Source organism: Kitasatospora sp. NE20-6, assembly GCF_045862635.1.
Window position 1 is genome coordinate 1 of the sequence record NZ_BPRL01000084.1, and the last position, 23430, is coordinate 23430.

Below are 23430 nucleotides of genomic sequence, written 5' to 3' on the forward strand. Positions count from 1 at the left end.
TCTCGGGGCCGGCGCCGTGGGTGGTGAAGAGGCGGGCGAGTCTGTTGATGCGGGCGTCGAGCTGGGCGTAGGTCCAGGTGTCGGTGCCGAAGACGAGGGCGGTGTCGTCGGGGACGAGGGCGGCGCGCTCGGCGAGGAGGTCGGCGACGGAGGCGTCGGGGAGTTCGTGGGCGGTGTCGGCCCACTCGCCGAGGATCAGCCCCCGCTCCCGCTCCGTCAGCACATCGGTCTCGCGGACCAGCAGGCCGTCCTGCGCGGTGATCTGCTCCAGCAGGGAGACCAGCCGTTCGGCGTGCTGCTCGACGGTGTCGCGGTCGAAGACGTCCGGGCGGTACTTCCACTCGAAGCCCAGGGTGGGGCCGGGGTTGGTGATGAAGATCAGCGGGAAGTGCGTGGCGTCGACGTCGGTGACCTGCTGCACGCCCAGCTCGGTGCGGATCCGGTCGCGGACCGCGTCGTCGGACGGCGTGTTGCGGAGCACCTGCAGGGTGTCGAAGAGGCGGCTGAAACCGGTGCCGCGCTGGATCTCGCCCAGGCTCGTCTGGTGGTGCGGCAGCAGCTCGGCCTGCTCGGCCTGGAGCCGGGTCAGGAAGGCGGTGACGCTCTCCGCGGAGTCGAGCCGGGCCCGGACGGGCACGGTGTTGAGGAACATGCCGATCGTCCGGTCGATGCCGGGCAGCTCGGCGGGGCGTCCGGAGACGGTCGCGCCGAACACCACGTCCTGCCGGGCCGTCACGCCGGCCAGCAGCAGCGCCCACGCGCCGGACAGCACGGTGTTGAGGGTCAGGGCGTGCGTACGGGCGTACCCGGCGATCCGCTCGGACAGCCCGGCGGGTGCGGCGAGCACGACCTCCTCGGGCAGCACGGCGGCCCGCTCGCGGGCCTGCGGGGCGACGAGCGTCGGCTCGTCGAGGCCGTCCAGCGAACGCCGCCAGGCGGTGCGGCCCTCCGCGGTGTCCTGGGCGGCGAGCCAGCCGAGGAAGTCGCGGTACGGCAGGCCGGCCGGGGTGTCGATCGTGCCGTCGTGGCAGAGCGTCAGCAGCTCCTCCAGGAACAGGCCGGACGACCAGCCGTCCCACAGCAGCGCGTGGTTGGTGATCAGGATGTGCTGGCGGCCGTCCGGGGCGAGCACCGAGACCAGGCGCAGCAGCGGCGGCGCCGTGAGGTCGAAGCGGGTGAACGCCTCGGCCTCCTTGATGCGGTGCAGCTCGGCGGCGAACGCCGCCTCGTCGAGGGCGGTGAGGTCGGTCTCGGTGAGCGGCACGTCCACGGCGCGCGGCACGAACTGCACCGGCTGCTCCAGGCCGTCCTGGAGGAAGCCGACCCGCAGGTTGGGGTGGCGGTCCAGCACGGCGGAGACGGCGGCCCGCAGCACGTCGGCGGGCACCCGGGCGGTGAGGGTGACGACGTCGCGGGACGTGTAGACGTCGAGCGCCCGGTCGTCGTAGCCGGCCTCGAAGAGCAGGCCCTCCTGCAGCGGGGAGACCGGCCAGACGTCCTCGACGTCGAGCTTCGGCACGGCCGCCCGTACGGCGGCCAGCAGCTCCGCGGACGGCGCCGGCAGGGCCGGCGGCGCGGGGGTGCGGTCGGCGGCCTCGCGCCGGTCGGCGAGGGCGGCCAGGGCCGCGGGGGTGCGCTGCTCGAAGACGTCGCGGGGGCTGAGCGCCAGGCCCTCGGAGCGGGCGGCGCCGACCAGGCGGACGGACGAGATGGAGTCGCCGCCGAGGCGGAAGAAGTCGTCCTCGGCGCCGACCGCGGGCAGGCCGAGCACCTCGGCGAGCAGCTCGCAGAGCAGTTCCTCCGTCTCGGTGCCGGCGGCGCGGCCGAGGCCGAGGCCGGTGAAGCCGAGGACGTCGTCGGGCAGGGCGGCCCGGTCGAGCTTGCCGTTGACGGTCAGCGGCAGCGCGTCGAGCACGCCGAACGCCGACGGCACCATGTACTCCGGCAGGCGGGCGGCGAGGGCCTCGCCGAGCGCGTCGGCGGAGAGCTCCGCGCCCGGCGCGGGCACGGCGTAGGCGACCAGGCGGTCGACCGTGCCGCCGCGCACCAGCACCGCGGCCTGCGCGACGCCGGGCAGGGCGGCCAGGGCGGCCTCGATCTCGCCGGGCTCGATGCGGTAGCCGCGGATCTTCACCTGGTCGTCGACCCGGCCGAGGAAGTCGATCGTGCCGTCGGTGCGGCGGCGCACCAGGTCGCCGGTGCGGTACATGCGCCCGCCCGCGGCGAACGGGTCGGCGACGAAGCGGCCGGCGGTCAGGCCGGGACGCCCGAGGTAGCCGCGGGCCAGCTGGGCGCCCGCGAGGTACAGCTCGCCGGGGGATCCCGCCGGGACGGGCCGCAGCAGCGCGTCCAGCACGTACGCGCGGGTGCCGCGCAGCGGGCGGCCCACGCTCGGCTCCACGCTGTCGGCGAGGTCGGCGACCAGCGCGTCGACGGTGAACTCGGTCGGCCCGTAGTAGTTGACGCAGGTCACGCCGGGCTCGGCGCGCAGCCGCGTCCACAGCGGTGAGGGCAGCGCCTCGCCGCCGAGCAGCAGCACCGGCGGGCGGTGCGCGCCCGCGAGGAGGCCCGAGTCGACGAGCTGCTGCGCGTACGAGGGGGTCACGTCGAGGGTGTCGATGCGGTGCGCGCGGACGTGGGCGACGACGGCCTCCGCGTCGCGGCGGTCCTGCTCGCCGAGGACGTGCAGCTCGTGGCCGCCGATCAGCCAGATCAGCTGTTCCCACGAGGAGTCGAAGGAGAACGAGGCGGTGTGCAGGGCCCGCAGCCGCTCCCGGCCGGTGGCGCGCAGCGCGTCCGCGAAGACCGTCCCCAGGTGGTCGTGCACCAGGTTGGCGAGGCCCGCGTGCGGGATCACCACGCCCTTGGGCCGGCCGGTGGAGCCGGAGGTGTGGATGACGTACGCGGCCTGCGCCGGGTCGACCGGGCCGCCGCGCTCGGTGTCGGTGAGCGGGCCGCCGGGCAGGGCGGCGAGGGCGGCCGCGGTGGCCGGGTCGTCCAGCAGCAGGGTGACCGCGCCGGGCACCCCGGGCAGGCGGGCGGCGACCTCGCGGGTGGTCAGCACCACGGCCGGGCGGGCGTCGAGGACGAGGGCGAGCCGCTCGTCGGGGTGGTCGAGGTCGAGCGGCAGGTAGGCGCCGCCGGCCTTGAGCACGGCGAGCAGGGCGGTGACGGTGGCGGCGGAGCGGGGCAGGGCGAGGGCGGCGATCCGGTCGGGGCCCAGGCCGCGGCGGAGCAGCAGCCGGGCGAGCCGGTCGGCGTTCCCGTCGAGCTCGGCGTAGGTGAACTCCTCGGTGCCGCGGCCGGTGAGTGCCGGGCCGACCAGGGCGCGGGCCTGCGGGGTGCGGGCGGCCTGCGCGGCGAAGCGGTCGGCGGCGGTGCCGGCCGGCACGTCGTGGGCGCTGCCGGAGGCGGTCGCGGCGAGGGCGGCGCGCTCGTCGGCGGGCAGCAGGTCGAGCCGGGCGAGCGGGGTGTCCGGGTCGGCGGCGAACGCGGCCAGCAGGGCGAGGTAGCGGGCGGTGATCCGCCCGGCCTCCGCGGCGTCGAAGAGGTCGGTGCGGTAGCCGAGTTCGAGTCGGAGGTCGGTGCCGGGCAGCACCGACAGGGTGAGCGGGTAGTGGGTGGCGTCGCGCGCGCCGAGGCCGGTCACGGCCAGGCCCCCGGCGGTGCCCAGGGTCTCGACGAGCGCGTCGCCGCCGCCCTGGTAGTTCTCCACCACGAGCAGGGTGTCGAAGAGCGGGCCGTCGACCTCGGAGACCCGCTGCACGGCGCCCAGGCCCAGGTGCTGGTGGGCCAGCAGTTCGGCCTGCCGGCGCTGGGTCTCCGCGGCGGCCTCCGCCAGGGTGGTGCCGGGCCGCAGCCGTACGCGGACCGGCACGGTGTTGATGAACAGGCCGACCATCGACCCGGCGCCCGGCAGGTCGTCCGGCCGACCGGAGACGGTGGTGCCGCTGACCACGTCGGTGGTGCCGGTCAGCGAGCCGACGAGCACGCCCCACAGGGTGTGGGCGACGTTGCCCAGGGTCAGGCCGCGGCCCCGGGCGGCCGCGGCGACCGCCGCCGACAGCTCGGGGCCCGCGGTGGCCTCCACCGTGCCGGGCTCCACCGCGGCGCCGGCCGCCGCGCCGGGCGCCACCGGGTGCGCCTCGGCGAACCCGGCCAGCTCGGCCCGCCAGGCGGCCTCGGCGGCGGCGGTGTCGCGGGTGGCGAGCAGCGCCAGGTGGTCCTTGTACGGGCGGACGGCGGGCAGCACCGAGGCGTCGCCCGCGGAGCCGTACAGCGCCAGCAGCTCGCGGACGACGATCGGCATCGACCAGCCGTCCAGCAGCAGGTGGTGGCAGGTGATGACGAGCCGGGCGCGGTCCGCGGCGAGGCGCAGCAGGGTGAGGCGCAGCAGCGGCGGGGTGCCGAGGTCGAAGCGGTGGTGCCAGTCCTCGTCCATCGCGGCGCGGACGGCATCCCCGGGCGCGGCGGTGCCGGTCAGGTCGAGTTCGCGCAGCGGCGTCGCCACCGTGCCCGGCACGAACTGGACGATCGCCTCCGGGTCCTCGTACCAGAAGCCCGCCCGCAGGTTGGCGTGCCGTCGCAGCAGCGCGTCGACGGCGGCGGCGAGCCGGGCGGTGTCGACGGCGCCCGCCAGGTCGAGGTGCGACTGCACGACGTAGACGTCGCGCGCCCCGTCGTCGTAGAGGGCGTGGAAGAGCAGGCCCTCCTGCAGCGAGGACAGCGGGTAGACGTCCTCCAGCCGGGCCCCCGCCTCCAGCTGATCGGCCTGCGGCTGGTCGCCCTGCGGCTGGTCGGCCGCCGGCCGGGCGGTCGGGGCGGTCGGGTCGGTGGAGTGCGTCACGGTGTTCTCGGTCCCGGGTGTGGTCGGACGGATGGTCGGACGGGTGCTCGGCCCGGTGCGGAGGCTCGCCGCCGCGGGCTCGTCGCGGTGGCTCATCGCCGCCGCCGGGTGGGCCGGGCGCCGCGCATGCGGGCCTCCAGACGGTCGATCTGTTCCTGCTTCAGCGCGACGAGGTCGAGGTCGGACGGGGTGATGCCGCCGCCCCCGCCGGTGCGGGTGTGTGCGGCGATCGCGTCGAGCGCGGCGAACCAGGCGTCCGCCAGGGCGGCCGCCTCGGCGTCGGTCAGCAGGGCCTGCGGCCAGCTCCACCCGACGGCCAGCTCGGGCCGGCCGTCCGGCCCGGCCTGCACGACCGCGTCGATCTCCAGCGGGTATCCGGCCGCCATCGCCGGGTCGGGCCCGGCGGCCGCCGCGACGGCCGCCCGTTCGTCCTGCGGGGCGAGCGGCCAGCCGCCCGCGTCGGGAGCCCGGCCGTCGGTGCGGCCGCGGTAGTTGAACAGCACCTCGGAGCGCGGCGCGGCAGCCAGCAGCGGCGCCGTCTGCGCGTTGAGGTGGCGCAGCAGCCCGTAGCCGAGGCCCTTGTCGGGGGCGGCCCGCAGCTGCTCCTTGACCTGCTTGAGCACCTGCCCGGCGGCCTCGCCGCCGGCCATCGCCGCGGCCGGGTCCAGCCCGGTCAGGTCGAGCCGCACGGGGTGCACGGTGGTGAACCAGCCGACGGTGCGGGCGAGGTCCGGGGTGCGGCCGTCGTGGCCGCCGCGGCCGTGGCCCTCCAGGTCGACGCGGACGGCGGGGACGCCGCCGGGACGCGCGGTCGCCACGCCGAGCACGAGGCCGGCCAGCAGCACGTCGTCGACCCCGGCGCCGAACGCCTGCGGCACGTCGGCGAGCAGCGGCGCGGTGCGGTCGGCGGGCAGGGTGCGGCGCAGGGTGCGCAGGGTGGCGACGGTGTCGCGGGCCGGGTCGGCGGCGAGGCCGCCCAGCGGCCCGGCGGGTCCGGCCGCCACCGCCTGCCAGTGGGGGAGTTCGGCGATCCGGTGGCGCTCGTGGGCGTGGGCGAGCAGGTGCTCGGCCCAGGCGCGCAGCGGGTCCGTCTCCGGTTCGGGGGCGCGGCCGGCGTAGGCGGCGGCCAGCCCGGGCAGCAGGGTGCGCCAGGAGACGCCGTCGACGGCCAGGTGGTGCACGGTCAGCAGCAGACGGCCGTCGCGTTCCGGGCCGCCGTCGAACCAGACGGCGCGCAGCACCCGGCCCGTGTCGGGGTCGAGGGCGGCGGCGGCCGCGTCGGCCTCGGCGGCGGGGTCGGCGCCGTCCAGGGCGACGCGGCGCAGGGTCTGCGGGTCGGTGACGGCCGGGGCCTGCGCGGCGGGCAGCACCTCCTGCGTCCAGATGCCGTCGGTGCGCGCCAGCCGCAGCCGCAGGGCCGGGTGGGCCCCGGCGAGGGCGGCCAGCGCCCGGCGCAGCGGTTCCTCCCGGAGGCCCGCGGGCACGGTGAGCAGCACGGACTGGTTGAAGCGGTCGACCGGCCCGCCGCGCTCGCGCAGCCAGTGCACGACCGGCAGCGCGGGCAGCGGCCCGTCGACGGCGGCGGGCGGTGCGGCGGCGGGACCGGCCGCGGCGGCCGGCAGGCCCTTGGCGGCGGCGGCCAGGGCGGCGGGCGTCGGGTGCTGGAAGACGTCCTTCGCCGTGACGGCGAAGCCCGCCGTGCGGGCCCGGCCGACCAGCTGGATGGAGACGATGGAGTCGCCGCCGAGCGCGAAGAAGTTCTCGTCCTCGCCGACGTCGGCCAGGCCCAGCACCTCGGAGAACACCCGGGCCATCGCCCGGGCCGGGCCCTGACCCGCGGGGGCCGCGGGGGCGGCCGCACCCCGGCCGGGGGCGGGCAGGGCCTTGCGGTCGAGCTTGCCGTTGACGCTCAGCGGCAGCGCGTCCAGCACGGTGACCACGGCGGGCACCATGTGCTCGGGCAGCACCGCGGCGACCGCCGCGCGCACCGCGTCGCCGCCGACCGAGGCGCCGGCCTGCGGCACCACGTAGCCGAGCAGCTGCCGGGCGCCGCCGTCGGTGAGCGGACGGGCCGTCACGGCGGCCTGCCCGACGCCGGGCAGGGCGGCCAGGGCGGCCTCGACCTCGCCGAGTTCGATGCGGAAGCCGCGCACCTTGACCTGGTCGTCGGTGCGGCCGAGGTACTCGACCTCGCCGTCGACCCGGCGGCGCACCAGGTCGCCGGTGCGGTACATGCGCCCGCCCGCGGCGAACGGGTCGGCGACGAAGCGGCCGGCGGTCAGGCCGGGACGGCCGAGGTAGCCGCGGGCCAGCTGCACGCCGGCGAGGTAGAGCTCGCCGGGCACGCCGACCGGCACCGGGCGCAGCCGCGCGTCCAGCACGTGGAGCCGGGTGTTCCAGACCGGGCGGCCGATCGGCACGGTGCCCGCGCCGGCCCACGCCCGGTGGTAGGTGACGTCGACGGCGGCCTCGGTCGGCCCGTACAGGTTGTGCAGCTCGATCTGCGGCCAGAGCGCGGCGAACCGGTCGACGGCCGCGGCGGGCAGCGCCTCGCCCGAGCAGAACACCCGGCGCACCCCGGTGAAGCCCGCCCGGAGGGCGGGGTCCTGCTCGGCCGCACCGGTGAAGGCGGTGAGCATCGACGGCACGAAGTGGCAGGCGGTGATCCCGGCGCGGGCGGCGAGCGCGGCCAGGTAGTCGGGCTCGCGGTGGCCGCCCGGCCGGGCCAGCACGACGCGGGCACCGCTCACCAGCGGCAGGAAGAACTCCCACACCGACACGTCGAAGCCGGCCGGGGTCTTCTGCAGCACGCGGTCCTCGGGCGTGACGCTGTAGACCTCGCGCATCCAGTCGAGCCGGTTGACGATGGCCCGGTGCGTCACCAGCACGCCCTTGGGGCGGCCGGTGGAGCCCGAGGTGAAGATCACGTACGCGGCGTGGTCCGGCCCGGCCGCGGCCGGTTCGGCCTGCGGGCCGTCCGCGTCGACGGCGAGCACCGGCACGCCCGGCACCCGCGGCAGCCGGTCGTCCTGCCCGGGCACCGACAGCACGCACACCGGCGCGGCGTCCTCGACCGTCGCGGCGAGCCGCTCCACCGGGTACTCGGTGTCCAGCGGCAGGTACGCCGCACCGGCGCGCAGCACGCCCAGCAGCGCGACCACCAGCTCGGCCGACCGCGGCACGGCGACGGCCACGATCCGGTCCGGCCCGGCACCGGCCGCGGCCAGCACCCGGGCCAGCCGCCCGGCGCGCTCGTCGAGCTGCCGGTACGTCAGCTGCTCGCCCTCGAAGTCGACGGCGACCGCGTCGGGCGTGGCGGCGGTGCGCTCGGCGATGCGGTCGACCAGGGTGCCGTCGCGGACCTCCCGGTCGGTGGCGTTCCACTCGCCCGCCAGGCCGCGCCGCTCCTGGGCGGCGGTCGGCTCGATCCGCTCCGCGGGCCGGTCGGGTGCGGCCAGCGCCTGCTCCAGCACCCGGATCAGCCGGGCGCCGAACAGCCGGGCCGTGGCCCGGTCGTACAGGTCCTCGGCGTGGATGACCGTCAGGTCGGTGCGGGCGCCGTCGGCGGACTCCACGAAGGTGAACGCCAGGTCGAAGCGGGCCGCGTGCACCGGGTCGGGCAGCAGTGCCGTGCGCGCGCCCAGCAGGGCGTCGAGGCCGCCGGCCTCCCGGCGGTGCTGCACCATCACCTGGAAGAGCGGGTGCCGGCCGAGCGACCGCTCCGGGTTGACGATCTCCACCAGCCGGTCGAACGGCAGGTCCTGGTGGGCCAGCGCGCCGAGCACGGTCTCCCGCGAGCGTTCCACCAGCTCGTCGAAGGTCGGCGTGCCCGACAGGTCGTGCCGCAGCACCAGGGTGTTGACGAAGAAGCCGACGACCGACTCCACGGCCTCGTCGGACCGCCCGGCGACGGGCGTGCCGAGCGCGACGTCCGCCGTGCCGGCGAGCCGGCCGAGCAGCAGGGCGGCGGCGGCCTGCGTCACCATGAACGGCGTGGCGCCGCTGCGCCGGGCGTACGCGCCGAGCGCCGTGTGCAGCCCGTCGGGCAGCCGCAGTCGGACGGCGCCGCCGCGGCCGGTGGCCTCGGCGGGCCGCGGCCGGTCGGTGGGCAGGGCCAGCTCCGCGGGCAGGCCCGCCAGCCGGTCCGTCCAGTACGCGGTCTGCGCGGCGGCCGGCCCGTCCGTGCCGGCCAGCAGGTCGGCCTGCCACAGCGCGTGGTCGGCGAACTGCAGCGGCAGCGCGGCGAAGACGGGCGCCCGCCCGGCGGTCCGGGCGGCGTAGGCGCTGTCGAGGTCGCGCAGCAGCACGCCCTCCGACCACTCGTCGCCCGCGATGTGGTGCAGGGCCACGCTCAGCACGTGCCGCTCCGGTCCTGCGGTGAGCAGCGTCGCCCGGACGGGCACCTCCACCCCCAGGTCGAAGGCGTACGCCCCGGCCCCGGCGACCGCGGTGTCGAGCTGCCGCGGTGTCACCTCGCGCACCTCGAAGGGGATCCCGGCCGCCCCGGGCGCCAGGATGCGCTGGTACGGGCGGCCGTCGACGTCGGGGAAGACCGTGCGGAGCGCCTCGTGGCGGGCCATCACGTCACCGAACGCCGCCTCCAGCGCGGCCGCGTCGAGCGGGCCGTCGATCCGCAGCGCGCACGGGATGGTGTAGGCCGTGGTCGGGCCGTCCAGCCGGTGCAGGAACCACAGCCGGGCCTGCGCCGGGGAGAGCGGCACCAGCTCCGGGCGCGGCCGGGCGGCCGGGCCGGGGCGGTCCGCGGCGGCGGTGGCCAGCCGGGCGGCGAACGCGGCGGCCGTCCGGGTCTCGAAGAGGTCGCGCACGGCGGCGGAGACGCCGAGTGCGGCCCGCACCCGCCCGACCACCCGGGTGGCGAGCAGGGAGTGCCCGCCGAGCGCGAAGAAGTCGTCGTCGACGCCGACCTGCGGCAGGTCGAGGACGTCCGCGAAGACGCCGCACAGCACGGCCTCCCGCTCGTCGCGCGGCCCCCGCCCGGCGGGGGCGGCGAACGCGGCGGCGTCCGGCTCCGGCAGCGCCTGCCGGTCGAGCTTGCCGTTGACGTTCAGCGGCAGGGCGGGCAGCGGCACGATCGCCGCGGGCACCATGTACTCGGGCAGGGCGGCGGCGAGGGCGGCGCGCAGCGCGGCCGGGTCCGCCGTGGCGGGCGAGACGTAGCCGACCAGCCGCTTCACGCCGTGCCCGCCGCGGGCCAGCACGGCGGCCTGCGCCACGCCCGGCAGGGCGGCGAGCGCCGCCTCGACCTCGCCGGGCTCCACCCGGAAGCCGCGGATCTTCACCTGGTCGTCGTCGCGGCCCAGGTAGTCGAGCGAGCCGTCGGCGCGGCGGCGCACGACGTCGCCGGTGCGGTACATCCGGCCGCCCGCGGCGAACGGGTCGGCGACGAACCGTGACGCGGTCAGCGCCGGCCGGTTGCCGTAGCCCCGGGCCAGACCGGGCCCCGCGACGTACAGCTCGCCCGGCACCCCCGCCGGGACGGGCCGCAGCCGGGCGTCCAGCACGTACGCCCGGGTGTTGCCGATCGGACGGCCGACGAACGGCGTCGCACTGTCGGCGCAGGCCGCGCCCAGCGTGTCGACGGTGTACTCGGTCGGGCCGTAGAAGTTGTGGCCGGTCACGCCCTCGGTCTCGCGCAGCCGCGTCCACAGGGCCTGGTCGACGGCCTCGCCGCCGACGAGGAACAGCAGCGGACGGTGCACGGCGGAGTCCAGCACGCCCCACTCGACGAGCTGGCGGCCGAACGACGGCGTGACGTCCAGGGTGTCGATCCGGTCGGCGAGCAGCCGCTCGGCGAGCGCCTGCGGGTCGCGCCGCAGGTCCTCGCCGTACACGTGCAGCTCGTGGCCGAGCACCAGCCACAGCAGCTGCTCCCACGAGGAGTCGAAGGAGAACGACGCGGTGTGCGCGGCCCGCAGCCGCCGCCCGCCGGCCGCCGCCACCGCGTCGGCGAACACCGTGCCGCCGTGGTGCTCCAGCATGTTGGCCAGCCCGCGGTGCGGCACCTGCACGCCCTTGGGGCGGCCGGTGGAGCCGGAGGTGTGGATCACGTACGCCAGGTCGTCGGCGTGCGGGGCGACCGGCTCGGCGGACCGCCCGCCCAGCTCGTCGGCGAGGACGGCGCCGAGGCCGTGCGCGGCGAGCACCGGCAGCCGGCCGGCGACCTCGGCGGTGGTCAGCGTGAGCAGCGGTGCGGCGTCATCCAGCATCAGCGCGACCCGCTCGGACGGGTGGTCCAGGTCGACCGGCAGGTAGGCGGCGCCGGACTTCAGCACGCCGAACAGGGCGGCGACCAGCTCGGCCGAGCGCGGCAGGGCCAGCGCCACGACCTGCCCGGGGCGGGCGCCGAGCGCCGCCAGGTGGCGGGCCGTCAGGTCGATCCGGGCGGCGAGTTCGGCGAAGGTCGTCCGCTGCCCGCCGCAGACCACGGCGACGGCGTCCGGGGTGGCGGCGGCCTGCCGTTCGAGGGCGTCCACGACGGTGCCGGCGGGCACCTCGCGGCCGGTGGCGTTCCACGTCTCCAGCAGGGCGGTGCGCTCGGCGGCGTCGAGCACCTCCAGCGTGCCGACGCGGGCCTGCGGGTCGTCGGCGATCGCGCCGAGCAGCCGCATCAGACGGGCGCCGACGGTGCCGGCCTGCTCGGCGGTGAAGACGTCCGGCCGGTACTCGACGGTCAGCTGCGGCGCCTCGCCGGGCAGGGTGAGGACGGTCAGCGGGTAGTGCGTGGCCCCCCGGTTGCCGATGCCGGCGACCTGCATGCCGCGGGCGGTCAGCTGCTCCGGGTCGACGGGGTAGTTCTCGAAGACCAGCAGGGTGTCGAAGAGCGTGCCGTGGCCGGTCCGCGCCTGGATGTCGGCCAGCCCCAGGTACTGGTGGTCGAGCAGCGCGGACTGCTCCGCCTGCAGCCGGGCCAGCGCCTCGGCGACCGGCTCGTCGTCGTCCGCGGCGAAGCGCACCGGCACGGTGTTGCTGAACAGCCCGACCATCGACTCCACGCCCGGGATGTCCGCCGGACGGCCGGAGACGGTCGCGCCGAACACCACGTCGGTGCGGCCGGTGAGCCGGCCGAGCAGGATCGCCCACGCGCCCTGCACCAGGGTGTTCAGGGTCAGCCCGTACCGGCGGGCGGTCGCGGTCAGCGCGGCCGCGAGCTCCGCCGGGATCGGCAGGCCGACCTCGCGCCCGCCCGCGGCGGGGGAGTCCGACGGCGTGCCCAGCGTGTCGGCGAGCAGGGTGGGCCCGGCCAGGCCGGCCAGCGCGTCGCGCCACGCCCCGGTGTCCGCGGCGGTGTCCCGCCCGGCCAGCCAGGCCAGGTGGTCGGCGTACGGCGTGGGCGCGGGCATCGCGGCCGGGTCGGCGCCGCCGTACACGGCGATCAGCTCGCGCAGCAGCACGGGCGTCGACCAGCCGTCCATGACGATGTGGTGGCGGGTCAGCACCAGCCGGTGGTGGCCGGGGCCGAGCTCCACCAGGGCGCAGCGCACCAGCGGCGGCCGCGCCAGGTCGAAGCGGCGGGAGGCCTCGTCGTCCTCGATCCGGGCGAGCGCGGTGCGCTGCGCGGCGGCGTCGAGCGCGGTCAGGTCGTGGTGCGTCCACGGCACCCGGACGGCCGCGGCGACGAGCTGCAGCGGACGGCCGGTGCCGTCCTCGGCGAACCCGGCGCGCAGCGCGGTGTGCCGGCCGACGACCGTGTCGACGGCCGCGGCGAGCGCGTCCGCGTCGAGCGGGCCGCGCAGGTCCAGGGAGGTGAGCGAGGTGTAGAGGTCGTCCGCGCCGTCGGCGCGCTGCTGGTCGGCGTGGAAGAGCAGGCCCTCCTGCAGCGGCGACAGCGGCAGCACGTCCTCGGTGCCGGGGTGCGCGGCGGCGAGCCGGTCGAGGACCGGCTGGGTGACGCCGGCGAGCGGCACGTCGGACGGGGTGAGCCCGCCCGCGTCCGGCCGGGCGGCGTACGCGGCCAGCGCGTCGAGCGCGGCGAACCAGCGGTCGGCGACGTCGCGGGCGGCGTCCTCGGTGAGCACGCCGCGCGGCCAGGTGAGGCTGACGGACAGCTCGGCGCCGTCCGGGCCGTCGTGGACGAACGCGCCGACCTCCAGCGCGTGCGCGGCGGGCAGCCCGGGGTCGGCGGTCGCGGTGATCGCGTCGCCGCCGGCGGCGGCCGTCCACGGCGCACCGGTCGCGGTGAACCGGCCGAGGTAGTTGAAGAGCAGCTGAGGCTGCTCGGCGTCGGCCAGGACGGGGCCGGCGACCGGGTCGAGGTGGCGCAGCAGGCCGTAGCCGGCACCGGCGTTCGGCAGGGCGCGCAGCTGCTCCTTGACGAGGGCGAGGGCCCGGCCGGCCGCGGGGCCACCGGCCCGGGCGTCGGCGAGGTCGACGCCGGAGAGGTCCAGACGGGCCGGGTGCTCGGTGGTGAGCCAGCCGACGGTGCGCGCGGTGTCGGCACCGGGCACGAGGTGGTCCTCGCGGCCGTGGCCCTCCAGGCGCAGCAGCAGGTCGGCGCGGTCGGTGCCGGTGCGGCGGCGGCCGAGCAGGGCGAGGGCGAGGGCGGTCAGCAGCACGTGGTCGACGCCGGCCCGGTGCGTGGCGGGCACGTCGGCGAGCAGCGGCGCGGTGCGGCGGGCGGGCAGGGTGAGGCGCAGCCGCTGCGCGGTCGCGGCGGTGTCGCGGGCCGGGTCGAGCGGCCGGTCGCCGAGCAGCGGCCCGGCGCCGTCGGCCAGTACGGCCTGCCAGAGGGGGAGTTCGGCGCGCAGGGCGTCGCCGGTGGCGGCCTCGGCGAGGCCGAGGGCCCAGCGGCGCGGGGGCGTGGCGACCGGGTCGGGGGTGCGGCCCTCGTAGGCGGCCTGCAGGTCGGGCAGCAGGATGCGCCAGGAGACGCCGTCGACGGCGAGGTGGTGCGCGGCGAGGACGAGCAGGCCGGGGGTGCCGGGGCCGGCGTCGAGGTGGACGGCCTGCAGCACGCTGCCGCGCTCGGGGTCGAGCCGGTCGGCGGCGGCCTCGCGCTCCAGGGCGGCGGCGGTGGTGAGCTCGTCCGGGGCGACGGCGATCCGGCGGAGCCGGTCCGCGGCGGGGGCGCTGCCCGCTGCACGCACCTCCTGCGTCCAGGTGCCGTCCGGGGCGACGTGCAGGCGCAGCCGCAGGGCGTCGTGCCGGTCGGTGAGGGCGTCCAGGGCGCCGGTCAGGCGGGCCGGGTCGAGGCCGCCGGGCACGGTGACGACGGTGGTCTGGCCGAACCTGGCGACCGGGCCGCCGCGGCCGCGCAGCCACTCGCTGACGGCGGTGGGCGGCAGCGGGCCGACGGCGTCCGCGGCGGGCCGGGTGTCCGCGGCGGCGTGCAGGGTCTCCGCGACGGCGGCGATCCGGGCGACGGTGCGGCGCTCGAAGACCACCCGCGGGGTGATGCCGTACCCGGCGCGGCGGGCCCGGCTGCCGAGCTGGATGGCGGAGATGGAGTCGCCGCCGAGGGAGAAGAAGTTGTCGTCGACGCCGACCTCGGCGAGGCCGAGGATCTCGCGGACGAGGTCGGTGAAGACCCGCTCGGCCTCGGTGCGCGGCGCGCGGGCGGCGGGGCCGGCGGCCTGCCGCGGGGCGGGCAGGGCCTTGCGGTCGAGCTTGCCGTTGAGGCTGAGCGGCAGCGTGTCCAGGCCGACGAGCACGGCGGGCACCATGTGCTCGGGCAGGGTGCGGGCCAGTGCGGTGCGCAGCGCCTCCGGGTCGGCGGGGGCGGGCGCGACGTATCCGACGAGCTGCCGGGCGCCGCCGGGGGTCAGCTCGCGGGCGGTGACGGCGGCCTGCCCGACGCCGGGCAGGGCTTCCAGGGCCGCCTCGATCTCGCCGAGTTCGATGCGGAAGCCGCGCACCTTGACCTGGTCGTCGGTGCGGCCGAGGTACTCGACCTCGCCGTCCGGGGCCCACCGGACGAGGTCGCCGGTGCGGTACATCCGCTCGCCCGCGGCGAACGGCGAGGCGACGAAGCGGCCGGCGGTCAGGCCGGGACGGCCGAGGTAGCCGCGGGCCAGCTGCACGCCGGCGAGGTAGAGCTCGCCGGGCACGCCGACCGGCACCGGGCGCAGCCGCGCGTCCAGCACGTACAGCCGGGTGTTCCACACCGGGCGGCCGATCGGCACCACTCCGGCGCCGGGCCCGGTGCGGTGGTGGGTGACGTCGACGGCGGCCTCGGTCGGCCCGTACAGGTTGTGCAGCGGCACGGCCGGCAGGGCCGCGTACCAGCGTTCGACGACGTCGCCCGGCAGGGCCTCGCCGGAGCAGAACACGTGGCGCAGCCCGGCGCAGCGGGCGGCGGCGGACGGCTCCTCCAGGAACGCCCGCAGCATGGACGGCACGAAGTGCAGGGTGGTGACGTGCTGTTCGGCGATCAGCGCGGCGAGGTACGCCGGGTCCTTGTGGCCCTCCGGGCGGGCGAGGACGACCGACGCGCCCTCGCAGAGCGCCCAGAAGAACTCCCACACCGAGACGTCGAAGCTGGCCGGGGTCTTCTGCAGCACCCGGTCGTCGGCCTGCAGCCGGTAGGCGTGCTGCATCCAGGCGAGCCGGTTGACGATGGCGCCGTGGGTGACGACGACGCCCTTGGGGCGGCCGGTGGAGCCGGAGGTGTAGATCAGGTAGGCGGCGTGGTCCGGGGCGACGGCGGGCAGGGCGGCGCCGGGCGCGTCCTGGCCGTCCCGCCCGTTCTGTCCGTCCTGTCCGTCGAGCAGCAGCACGGGGGCGCCGGCCGGGAGGCGGTCGACGAGGGCGGGCACGGTGACGACCCGGACGGGGGCGGCGTCCTCGACCATGTACGCGAGGCGCTCGGCCGGGTAGTCGGCGTCCAGCGGCAGGTAGGCGGCGCCGGACTTGAGCACGCCGAGCAGGGCGACCATCAGCCCGGCGGAGCGCGGCACGGCGACGCCGACCACGCGGTCCGGTCCGGCGCCGGCCGCGACGAGGGTGCGGGCGAGCGCGTCGGAGCGTTCGGCGAGTGCCCGGTAGGTCAGCTCGGCGCCCTCGAAGACCACGGCGACGGCGTCCGGGACGGCGGCGGTGCGCTCGGCGATCCGGCTGACGAGGGTGCCGGGGCGGACCTCGCGGCCGGTGGCGTTCCAGCCGTGCAGCAGCTCGGCGAGCTCCGCGTCGGCGGGCAGCGGGAGGTCGCCGATCGCGCGGTCGGGGGCACCGGCGAGCCGGGTCAGCAGGTCGGCGCAGCGGCGGGCGTGGCCGGCGAGTTCCGCGGCCGTGTACAGCGCCGGGTTGGCCTCGAACTCCAGCGCCAGGCGGTCCTGCGGGTCCTTGGTGACGGAGAGCGAGACGTCGTCGACCGGGCCGGAGGCCAGGGTGACGGTCCGTCCGGGCACCCCGGCGAAGTCCAGGCCGGTGTCGAAGGGCTTGAGGTTGAGCAGCGGCCCGTACAGCCGCTCGTCGGTGCCGACGAGGCCGAGCTCGCGGCGCAGCTCCTCGCCGCGGTGCAGCTGGTGCCGGCGGAGTTCCTTCAGCGCGGCCGCGGCCCGCTGCAGCAGGCCGGTGAAGGTGTCGGCGCCGCCGACGGCCAGACGGAGCGGCAGGATGTTGACGGCCATGCCGGGCACCCGCAGCGTGCCGGGCGCGGTGCGCGCCATGACGTGCGTGCCGAGCAGCGCGTCCGGGGCGCCGGTCATCCGGTGCAGGTACGCGGCGAAGCCGGCGGCGGCGGCCTCCGCCCAGGTGGTGCGGGTGGCGCGGGCGGCGCCGAGCACCGCGGCGGACGCCTCGGCGGAGAGCTCCACCCGGTGCCGCAGCGACGACGGCGAGGCCTGCGCGGCCGCCTCGGTGAGCCCGGCCGCGGCGGGCCGGTCGGCGAGGCGGTCGAGCCAGTACGCCCGGTCGGCGGCGGCCTGCTCGGAGCCCAGGTGGGCGGCCTCGGCCTCGGCGAGCAGCCGGGAGGGGCGGAAGGGGCTCGCGGGCACGGGCTCGTCGCGGACGAGGGCGGTGTACACCTGGGCGACCCGGCGGGTGATCAGGGTGACGCTCCAGCCGTCGACCACCAGGTGGTGGAACCACTGGAACCACAGGTGGCGCTGCTCGCCGGTGCGGACGAGCAGCGATCCGGTCAGCGGGCCGGCGCCGGGGCCCTCCAGCGGGGTGGGGAGGGCGAGCTGGTCGCGGACCAGGCCGACGGCGGCGGCGGCCGGGTCGGCGGCGCCGCGGGTGTCGAGCTGCGGCAGGTGCCAGGCGTCGGCGTCGAACCCGGCCGGCCGGGCGACGGTGCTGCCGTCCTGCCCGGCGAGGCGGATGTGCAGTCCGTCGGCCTCGCCGAGGGTGCGGCGCACGGCCTGCTCCAGGGCGGCGGTGTCGAGCGGGCCGTCCAGCTCGACGTACTGGCCGACGTTGTACGCGGGGTTGCCGGGGTCGATCCGCTGGGCGGCGAGCACTCCGGCCTGGGCGGCCGTCAGACCGGCCGTCCCGTCGGCCGGGTGCTGCGGGGTGGGGGTGCTCGCCTCAGGCATCGTCGGCCCTTCCCGGTCGTCGGTGCGCCGCCCGCCGGGGCGGGGGTGGTGCGGTGTGCTGGTGGAACGGATCCGGGCGGCCGCGGCGGCGGCCGCCCGGGGGCGGGCCTAGAGGCCCTTGAGGATCGTCTCGATCTGGTTCAGCACGTCGGTCGAGGTGCCGTAGCGGTCGCTGGTGGCGTAGGTGACCGGCAGGACCTTCCCGGCCTTGACGGCCTTGAGGTTCTGCCAGGCCGGCTGCTTGTCGAGGTCCTTGGTGTCCTGCGGCACCTCACCGGTGGCGGCCGTCCGCGGCACGAGGACGATGTCGGCGTCGGCCAGCACGTCGAGCTTCTCGGTCGAGTAGGTGACCTCGTGCTCCTTGCCGTCCGCGGAGGCCTGGGAGAAGGTCGCGCCCGCGTCCTTCAGCACCCGGCCGACCCAGGAGGTGCTGGTGTCGACGAGGAACTCGCCGCCGCCGTAGGAGGAGGCGATGGTCCACTTCACCGAGTTGAGCTTGCCTGCGTAGGTGCTCCTGATCTGCGCGGCCTTGGCGTCGTAGTCCGCCTTGAGCTTCTTGAACTCGGCGTCCTTGCCGACCGCGGTGGCGATCTTCTCCTGGGCGTTCAGCAGGTCGACCGGGGTCTCGATGCCGAAGTACAGGGTGGGGGCGATGCCTTCGAGCTTCTTGACGCCCCAGTCGAAGGCGGTGGCGCCCTCGACGACGATCAGGTCGGGCTTGAGCGAGGCGACCTTCTCGATGTTGATCTCGATGCCGGAGCCGATCGGCTCGATCTTCGCCGCGGCCTCCTTCTGCGAGGGCAGCAGCTCGACCGGGTTGTTCTCGTCGAGGGTGCTGGTGCCGACCGGCTGCACGCCGAGGTCGAGGAGCGCGCCGGTGGCGTACGAGATCGAGACGATCCGCTTCACGCCGGCGGGCACGGTGACCTTGCCGTTGGTGGCCTCGACCACGACCGGGCCGGCGGCGGCGCTGCCGCTGCCCGCGGTGTCGCCGGCGGGCGCGGCGTCCTTGCCGCCGTCGGAGCCGCAGGCCGCGAGGGTGAGCACGGCGGCCGCGGAGAGCGAGACGGCGGCGGCGAGTCTGCGGCGGGTCCGGGGCAGGGCGGTGGTGCGCATGGTTCTCCTCGGGAGTGGTGCGGTTGCTCGGCGGCCGACGGGTGCCGCCGGCAGGCGTCGGGGGAGGCTCAGGCGGCCAGGTGGGCGGCCACGGAGCGCAGGGTCGGGGCGGGACCGAGCTCGACCAGGTCGGCGAACTCGACCTGCGCGCCGCGGCCCCGCCAGGTCTCGACGAGGCCCATCAGCCGGATCGAGTCGAGGCCGAGGTCGCGGAGGTCGTCGTCGTCCGCGATGTCCTCCGGCCGCTCGCCGAGGACGTCGGCGAGGTCGGCGCGCAGGGTGTCGAGGTCGAAGCCGGCAGGCGTGCCGTCGGGCATGGTCGGGTGGTCCGTTCCGGTCGGGGGCGTGCGGGTGGCGGCGTGCGGGTGGCGGTGTGCGGCGGTCAGGGCCGGACGGCGGCCGCCCGGTCGGCGGCGAGCGTGCGGCCGGTGCGGCGCAGCAGCAGCGAGTCGGAGATCTCGCCGGAGCGCACGGCCAGGGTGGAGAGCAGCGAGGAGGTGATGCCGTGCGTGTGCTCGGTGCCGCCCTGCAGGTAGATGCCGACGTCGACGTGGTCGGCCATCAGCACGCGGTGGTCGCGGTCGACCCGCAGCCGGTCCCGGTCGTCGGTGAGGCAGTCGGTGGCGAAGGCGCCGAGGAGCTCGCGCGGGTCGACGTGCGTGTAGCCGGTGGCGAGCACCACCGCGTCCGATTCGAGGGCGAGTTCCTCGCCGGTGGCGAGGTTGCGCACCAGCGCGCGGGCGCCGTCGGCGGTGTGCTCGACGCCGGTGAGGCGCGAGGTGTTGAGCATCCGCAGGCGCTCGCGGCCGGCGACCTTCTCCTGGTAGACGGTGCGGTAGAGCGCCTCGATGAGGTCGCCGTCGACGACGGAGTAGTTGGTGTTGGCGTGGTAGCCGAGCAGGTCCTGCTTCACGGACTCGGGGGCGCCGTAGTAGTCGTCGACGGCGGCGGGGTCGAAGATCCGGTTGGCGAACGGGCTGTCGTCGGCGGGGCTGTAGCCGTACCGGGAGAACACCGCGCAGATCTCGGCGTCGGGGTACGTGCGGTGCAGGTACTCGACGGCCTCGGCGGCCGACTGCCCGGCGCCGACGACGGTGAAGCGGCGGTGCCGCAGCTCGGTCAGGGCCGGTGCGCGGAAGAGCAGGTCGCGGGTGTGCCAGACGCGCTCGCCCGCGGTGACGCCCTCGGGCAGGGTGGGGCGGAGGCCGGTGCCGACGGCGATGTTGCGGGCGAGGGCGGTGCGCCGGTCGCCGCCGCCGACCTGCTCGTCGGTGACCTCGACGGCGGCCACCCGGCCGTCGGTGTGCACCGGGCGGACCTCGACGACCCGGCGGCCGTACGCCACCGCGCCGGAGAACTCGGCGGCGCACCACTCGAAGTAGTCGTGGAACTCCAGCCGGGTCGGGAAGAAGGACTTCTGGTTGATGAAGTCGGCGAGCCGGCCGCGCTCCTGGAGGTACGTCAGGAAGGTGAAGCGGCTGCGCGGGTCGCGCATGGTGACGAGGTCCTTGAGGAACGACACCTGCATGGTGGCGCCTTCGAGCAGCATGCCCCGGTGCCAGCCGAAGCGTTCCTGCTGTTCCAGGAAGCGCACCTGCAGGGTGTCCTGCGGGTTGCGGCCGTTGTGGTCGTCGACCGCGATGGCGAGCGCCAGGTTGGCGGGGCCGAAGCCTATGCCGACGAGATCCTCGATGCCGTCGCCCTGGCCGGGCACGTCGTCCTTACGCAGTCGAGACATGCTCGTCCTTCCGTCGCTTGTGCTGCTCGGGCGGCGGAGACCCGCTCTGCCGATCCACCCTCCCCATAAGGTAAGGCTAGCCTAACTTCCCTTATGGGTCGGGGGTAGGTCAAATTCCGTCCGTGTGCGCAGTGTTGGGGTGGGGGCGTGTGCCGGGTGTCACGAGGGTGCCGGGTGCGCCGGGCCGGAAGGCCTCCAGCAGGCTGTGCTGCACGCGTCCGTCGAGCACGCGGGCGGTGCCGACGCCGGAGCGGACGGCCCGCAGGCAGCCCTCCATCTTCGGCAGCATGCCGCTCGCGAGGGTCGGCAGCATCTCCTCCAGCTCGGTGGCGGACAGACGGTCGATCACCTCGCCCGAGTCGGGCCAGTTCCTGTACAGCCCCTCGACGTCGGTGAGTACGACGAGCATCTCGGCACCGAGTGCGACGGCGAGTGCGGCGGCGGCGGTGTCGGCGTTGATGTTGTAGACGTGGCCGTCGGTGCCGCGGGCGATCGAGGAGATGACGGGGATGCGGCCGTCGGCGATGAGCGCCTTCACGGCGCCCGCCTCGATGTCGACGATGTCGCCGACCAGGCCGATGTCGACCTGCTCGCCGTCGACGACGGCGTAGCGCTTGACCGCCGTCATGGTGTGCGCGTCCTCGCCGGTCATGCCGACCGCGAACGGGCCGTGGTCGTTGAGCAGGCCGACGAGCTCGCGCTGGACCTGTCCGGAGAGCACCATCCGCACGACGTCCATCGTCTCCGGCGTGGTGACCCGCAGGCCCGCGGTGAACGACGACTCCAGCCCCAGCCTGTCGAGTTGCGCGCTGATCTGCGGGCCGCCGCCGTGCACGACCACCGGGTGCAGCCCTGCGTAGCGCAGGAAGACGACGTCCTGGGCGAAGGCCGCCTTCAGGTCCTCGTCGACCATGGCGTTGCCGCCGAACTTCACGACGACGGTGCGGCCGCGTAGGTGCGCCAGCCGGGGCAGCAGGTCGAGCGGGCGGTGGGCGCGGCGGTGCGGGCCGGTGTCCCGGTGGGCCAGGTCGGGTCGCTCGGCGAGGCGGCTGCTCACTCGTCCCCCAGGGTCGCGAAGTCCGCACGGCAGCGCGGCCCGCCCCCGTGGCCCGGGTTGCCGGCCGGCCCGGAGGCGGCGGCGACCGGGGTGCGGGCACCCCTTAGGCAAGGTTTACCTTACATAGCCCTCGGGATTCCGTCACCACCTCCGGCAGCGTCCGGGCCCGGGCCGCGCCGGCGGCCCGGGCCGTTCCGCCGCAGGGGTGCTGAGTCCGGGTCAGTCCGTCGGGTCGGCCGTGCCGGTCGCCGCCTCGGCGCGCAACTGCTCCTCCGACGCGCCCCGCCGCCAGTACCCGGAGAAGCGGACCGACCGCCGGTCGGCGCCCCGCTCGCCGACCAGGTGGCGGCGGAGCGCCCGCACCGCGCCGGCCTCGCCGGCCAGCCACGCGTACGGCCGCCCGGCCGGCAGGTCGGCGGCGCGCACGGCCTCGGGCAGCCCGGGGCCGCCGGCCTCCCGCACCAGCCAGGTGATCCGCGTGCCGGGCGGCCCGGCGAGCTCCTGCACGTCGGCCGCGTACGGCACCGAGACGAACACCCGGGCGGGCAGGCCCTCCGGCAGCGACTCCAGCACGGAGCCCACGGCCGGCAGCGCCGTCTCGTCGGCCGCCAGCAGCACCCACTCCGTGTCCGCGGGCGGGCGGAAGCCGACGCTGCGGTTGTCCTCGACGGCGGGCCCCAGCAGCACGACCCGGTCGCCGGGCCGGGCGCCGGCGGCCCAGCGGGCCGCCGGTCCCGCGGGGCCGGACACCTCCGTGCCGATCCCGTGCAGGGCGAAGTCCACGTCCACCTCGGCCTGTCCGGGCCGGTGCGCCCGCACGGTGTACGAGCGCATCACCGCCGCGACCGCGGGGTCGAGCGCGCGCCAGGCGGCGTACCAGCCGTCCCCGGCCTCCAGCGGCAGCACCGGTGCGTCCTGCCCGGGATGCGGCAGGAAGAGCGAGAAGCTCTGGTCGCGCCCGCCGGACCGGAAGCCCCGCAGGCCCTCGCCGCCGAAGGTGATCCGCAGCAGGGTGGGCCCGAGCCGGGCGGTGCGGACGACGGCCGCCCCGAAGAACCCGAACTCCGCGGCCTCCGGGGCGGATGCGCTGCTCATGCGCGGATCACGCGACCTTCCTGGCGTTCCGGATCGCCGTGGCGAGGTTCTCCAGCAGCGGCGCCGCGCCCGCGTAGGAGAAGCGCGGCACGGCGTCCCAGGGGGTGACCTGGCCGGCCTGCACGGCGGGCAGCTTGCCCCAGGCGGGCTTGGCGGTGAGGTCCTTGGGCTGCAGCGCGGTGCTGCGGTTGTCGAGCAGGATCACGTCGGCGGCGTACTTGCCGGCGTTCTCCCAGCTCAGGCCCTCGTAGTAGTCGCCGCCGTCGGTCTTCTCCGGCACGATGACGTCGACGCCCAGCTGCGAGAAGTACAGCAGGTCGGTGCTGACCTTCGGGTTGGAGACGTAGAAGAGGTCCGGGCTGCCGGAGGCGGCCAGCACCCGCAGGCCGCCGGAGGCCTTGGCGGCCTGGCGCAGGGTCTCGGCGGCCTTCTCGAAGCGGGCCTTGGCGTCGGTGACCTTCGGGGCCGTCAGGTCGGCGCCGAGGGAGGCGGCGAGGGCGGCGTAGCGCTCGATCGGCTGGGTCAGCGGCACCCGGCCGGTGGTGATCGCGACGGACGGGGCGAGCTTGAGGATCTTGTCCTTGCTCTCGTCCGGCACGTACCAGAGGGCGTCCGCGTCGTACATGTGGGTCACCAGCAGGTCGGGCCGGAGCGCCGCGTACTTCTCGATGTTGAACTCGCCCCAGGCGTTGCCGATGATCTCGACCTTGCCGAGGTCCAGGCTGCCGGCCTGCGGGTCGGCCGAGCCGTCCGCCTTCTTCGTCTCGCCGAAGACGCCGACCAGGCTGGTGCCCAGGCCGAAGTCGGCGAGGGCGGCGGCGGTGCCGGTGAAGGCGACCACGCGGGTGGGGGCGGACTTCGCGGTGACGGCCTTCTTGCGGTCGTCGGTGAACGACCACGGGCCGCTGCTCGCGGTGCCGCCGGCGGCCGGCGCGGCGCCGGACTTCCCGTCGCTGCCGCAGGCGGTGAGGAGCGCACCGGCGGCGGCGGCCCCGCCGGCGGCGAGGAGGCCGCGGCGGGAGAAGTGGGTGGAGGTCCGGTCGTGCGACATGGCGGTCCTTCGGTGCAGATGCGTCGTGGCAGGTGA

8 protein-coding genes are annotated in these 23430 nt (G+C 76.6%); all 8 read right to left on the bottom strand.

Annotation, left to right across the window (positions count from 1 at the left end):
* Positions 1-4846, bottom strand: a 4846-nt coding sequence (locus SNE206_RS36205; RefSeq protein ID WP_407917828.1) for an amino acid adenylation domain-containing protein, incomplete at its 3' end; no start/stop codon positions are given.
* 92 nt (positions 4847-4938) lie between these two features.
* Positions 4939-17337: an amino acid adenylation domain-containing protein gene (locus SNE206_RS36210; protein WP_407917829.1), complete on the bottom strand. Its 12399-nt coding sequence runs from the start codon at positions 17335-17337 to the stop codon at positions 4939-4941.
* Positions 17338-17445: 108 nt separating this feature from the next.
* The gene (locus SNE206_RS36215; protein ID WP_407917830.1) at positions 17446-18453 is read right to left on the bottom strand and encodes an ABC transporter substrate-binding protein; all 1008 of its coding nucleotides are present in this window, start codon (positions 18451-18453) and stop codon (positions 17446-17448) included.
* 68 nt (positions 18454-18521) lie between these two features.
* The gene (locus SNE206_RS36220) at positions 18522-18770 is read right to left on the bottom strand and encodes a phosphopantetheine-binding protein (RefSeq protein ID WP_407917831.1); all 249 of its coding nucleotides are present in this window, start codon (positions 18768-18770) and stop codon (positions 18522-18524) included.
* 65 nt (positions 18771-18835) lie between these two features.
* Positions 18836-20191 carry a lysine N(6)-hydroxylase/L-ornithine N(5)-oxygenase family protein gene (locus tag SNE206_RS36225; RefSeq protein ID WP_407917832.1) on the bottom strand — a complete coding sequence of 452 codons (1356 nt, stop codon included), beginning with the start codon at positions 20189-20191 and terminating at the stop codon, positions 18836-18838.
* 109 nt (positions 20192-20300) lie between these two features.
* Positions 20301-21218, bottom strand: coding sequence for an acetylglutamate kinase (gene argB, locus SNE206_RS36230; RefSeq protein WP_407917853.1), 918 nt, complete (start codon positions 21216-21218; stop codon positions 20301-20303).
* Between the two features lie 249 nt (positions 21219-21467).
* The gene (locus SNE206_RS36235; RefSeq protein WP_407917833.1) at positions 21468-22343 is read right to left on the bottom strand and encodes a siderophore-interacting protein; all 876 of its coding nucleotides are present in this window, start codon (positions 22341-22343) and stop codon (positions 21468-21470) included.
* Between the two features lie 7 nt (positions 22344-22350).
* Positions 22351-23394 (bottom strand): ABC transporter substrate-binding protein, encoded by a 1044-nt coding sequence (locus SNE206_RS36240; RefSeq protein WP_407917834.1) that lies wholly within the window; start codon positions 23392-23394, stop codon positions 22351-22353.
* Between the last annotated feature and the right edge of the window lie 36 nt (positions 23395-23430).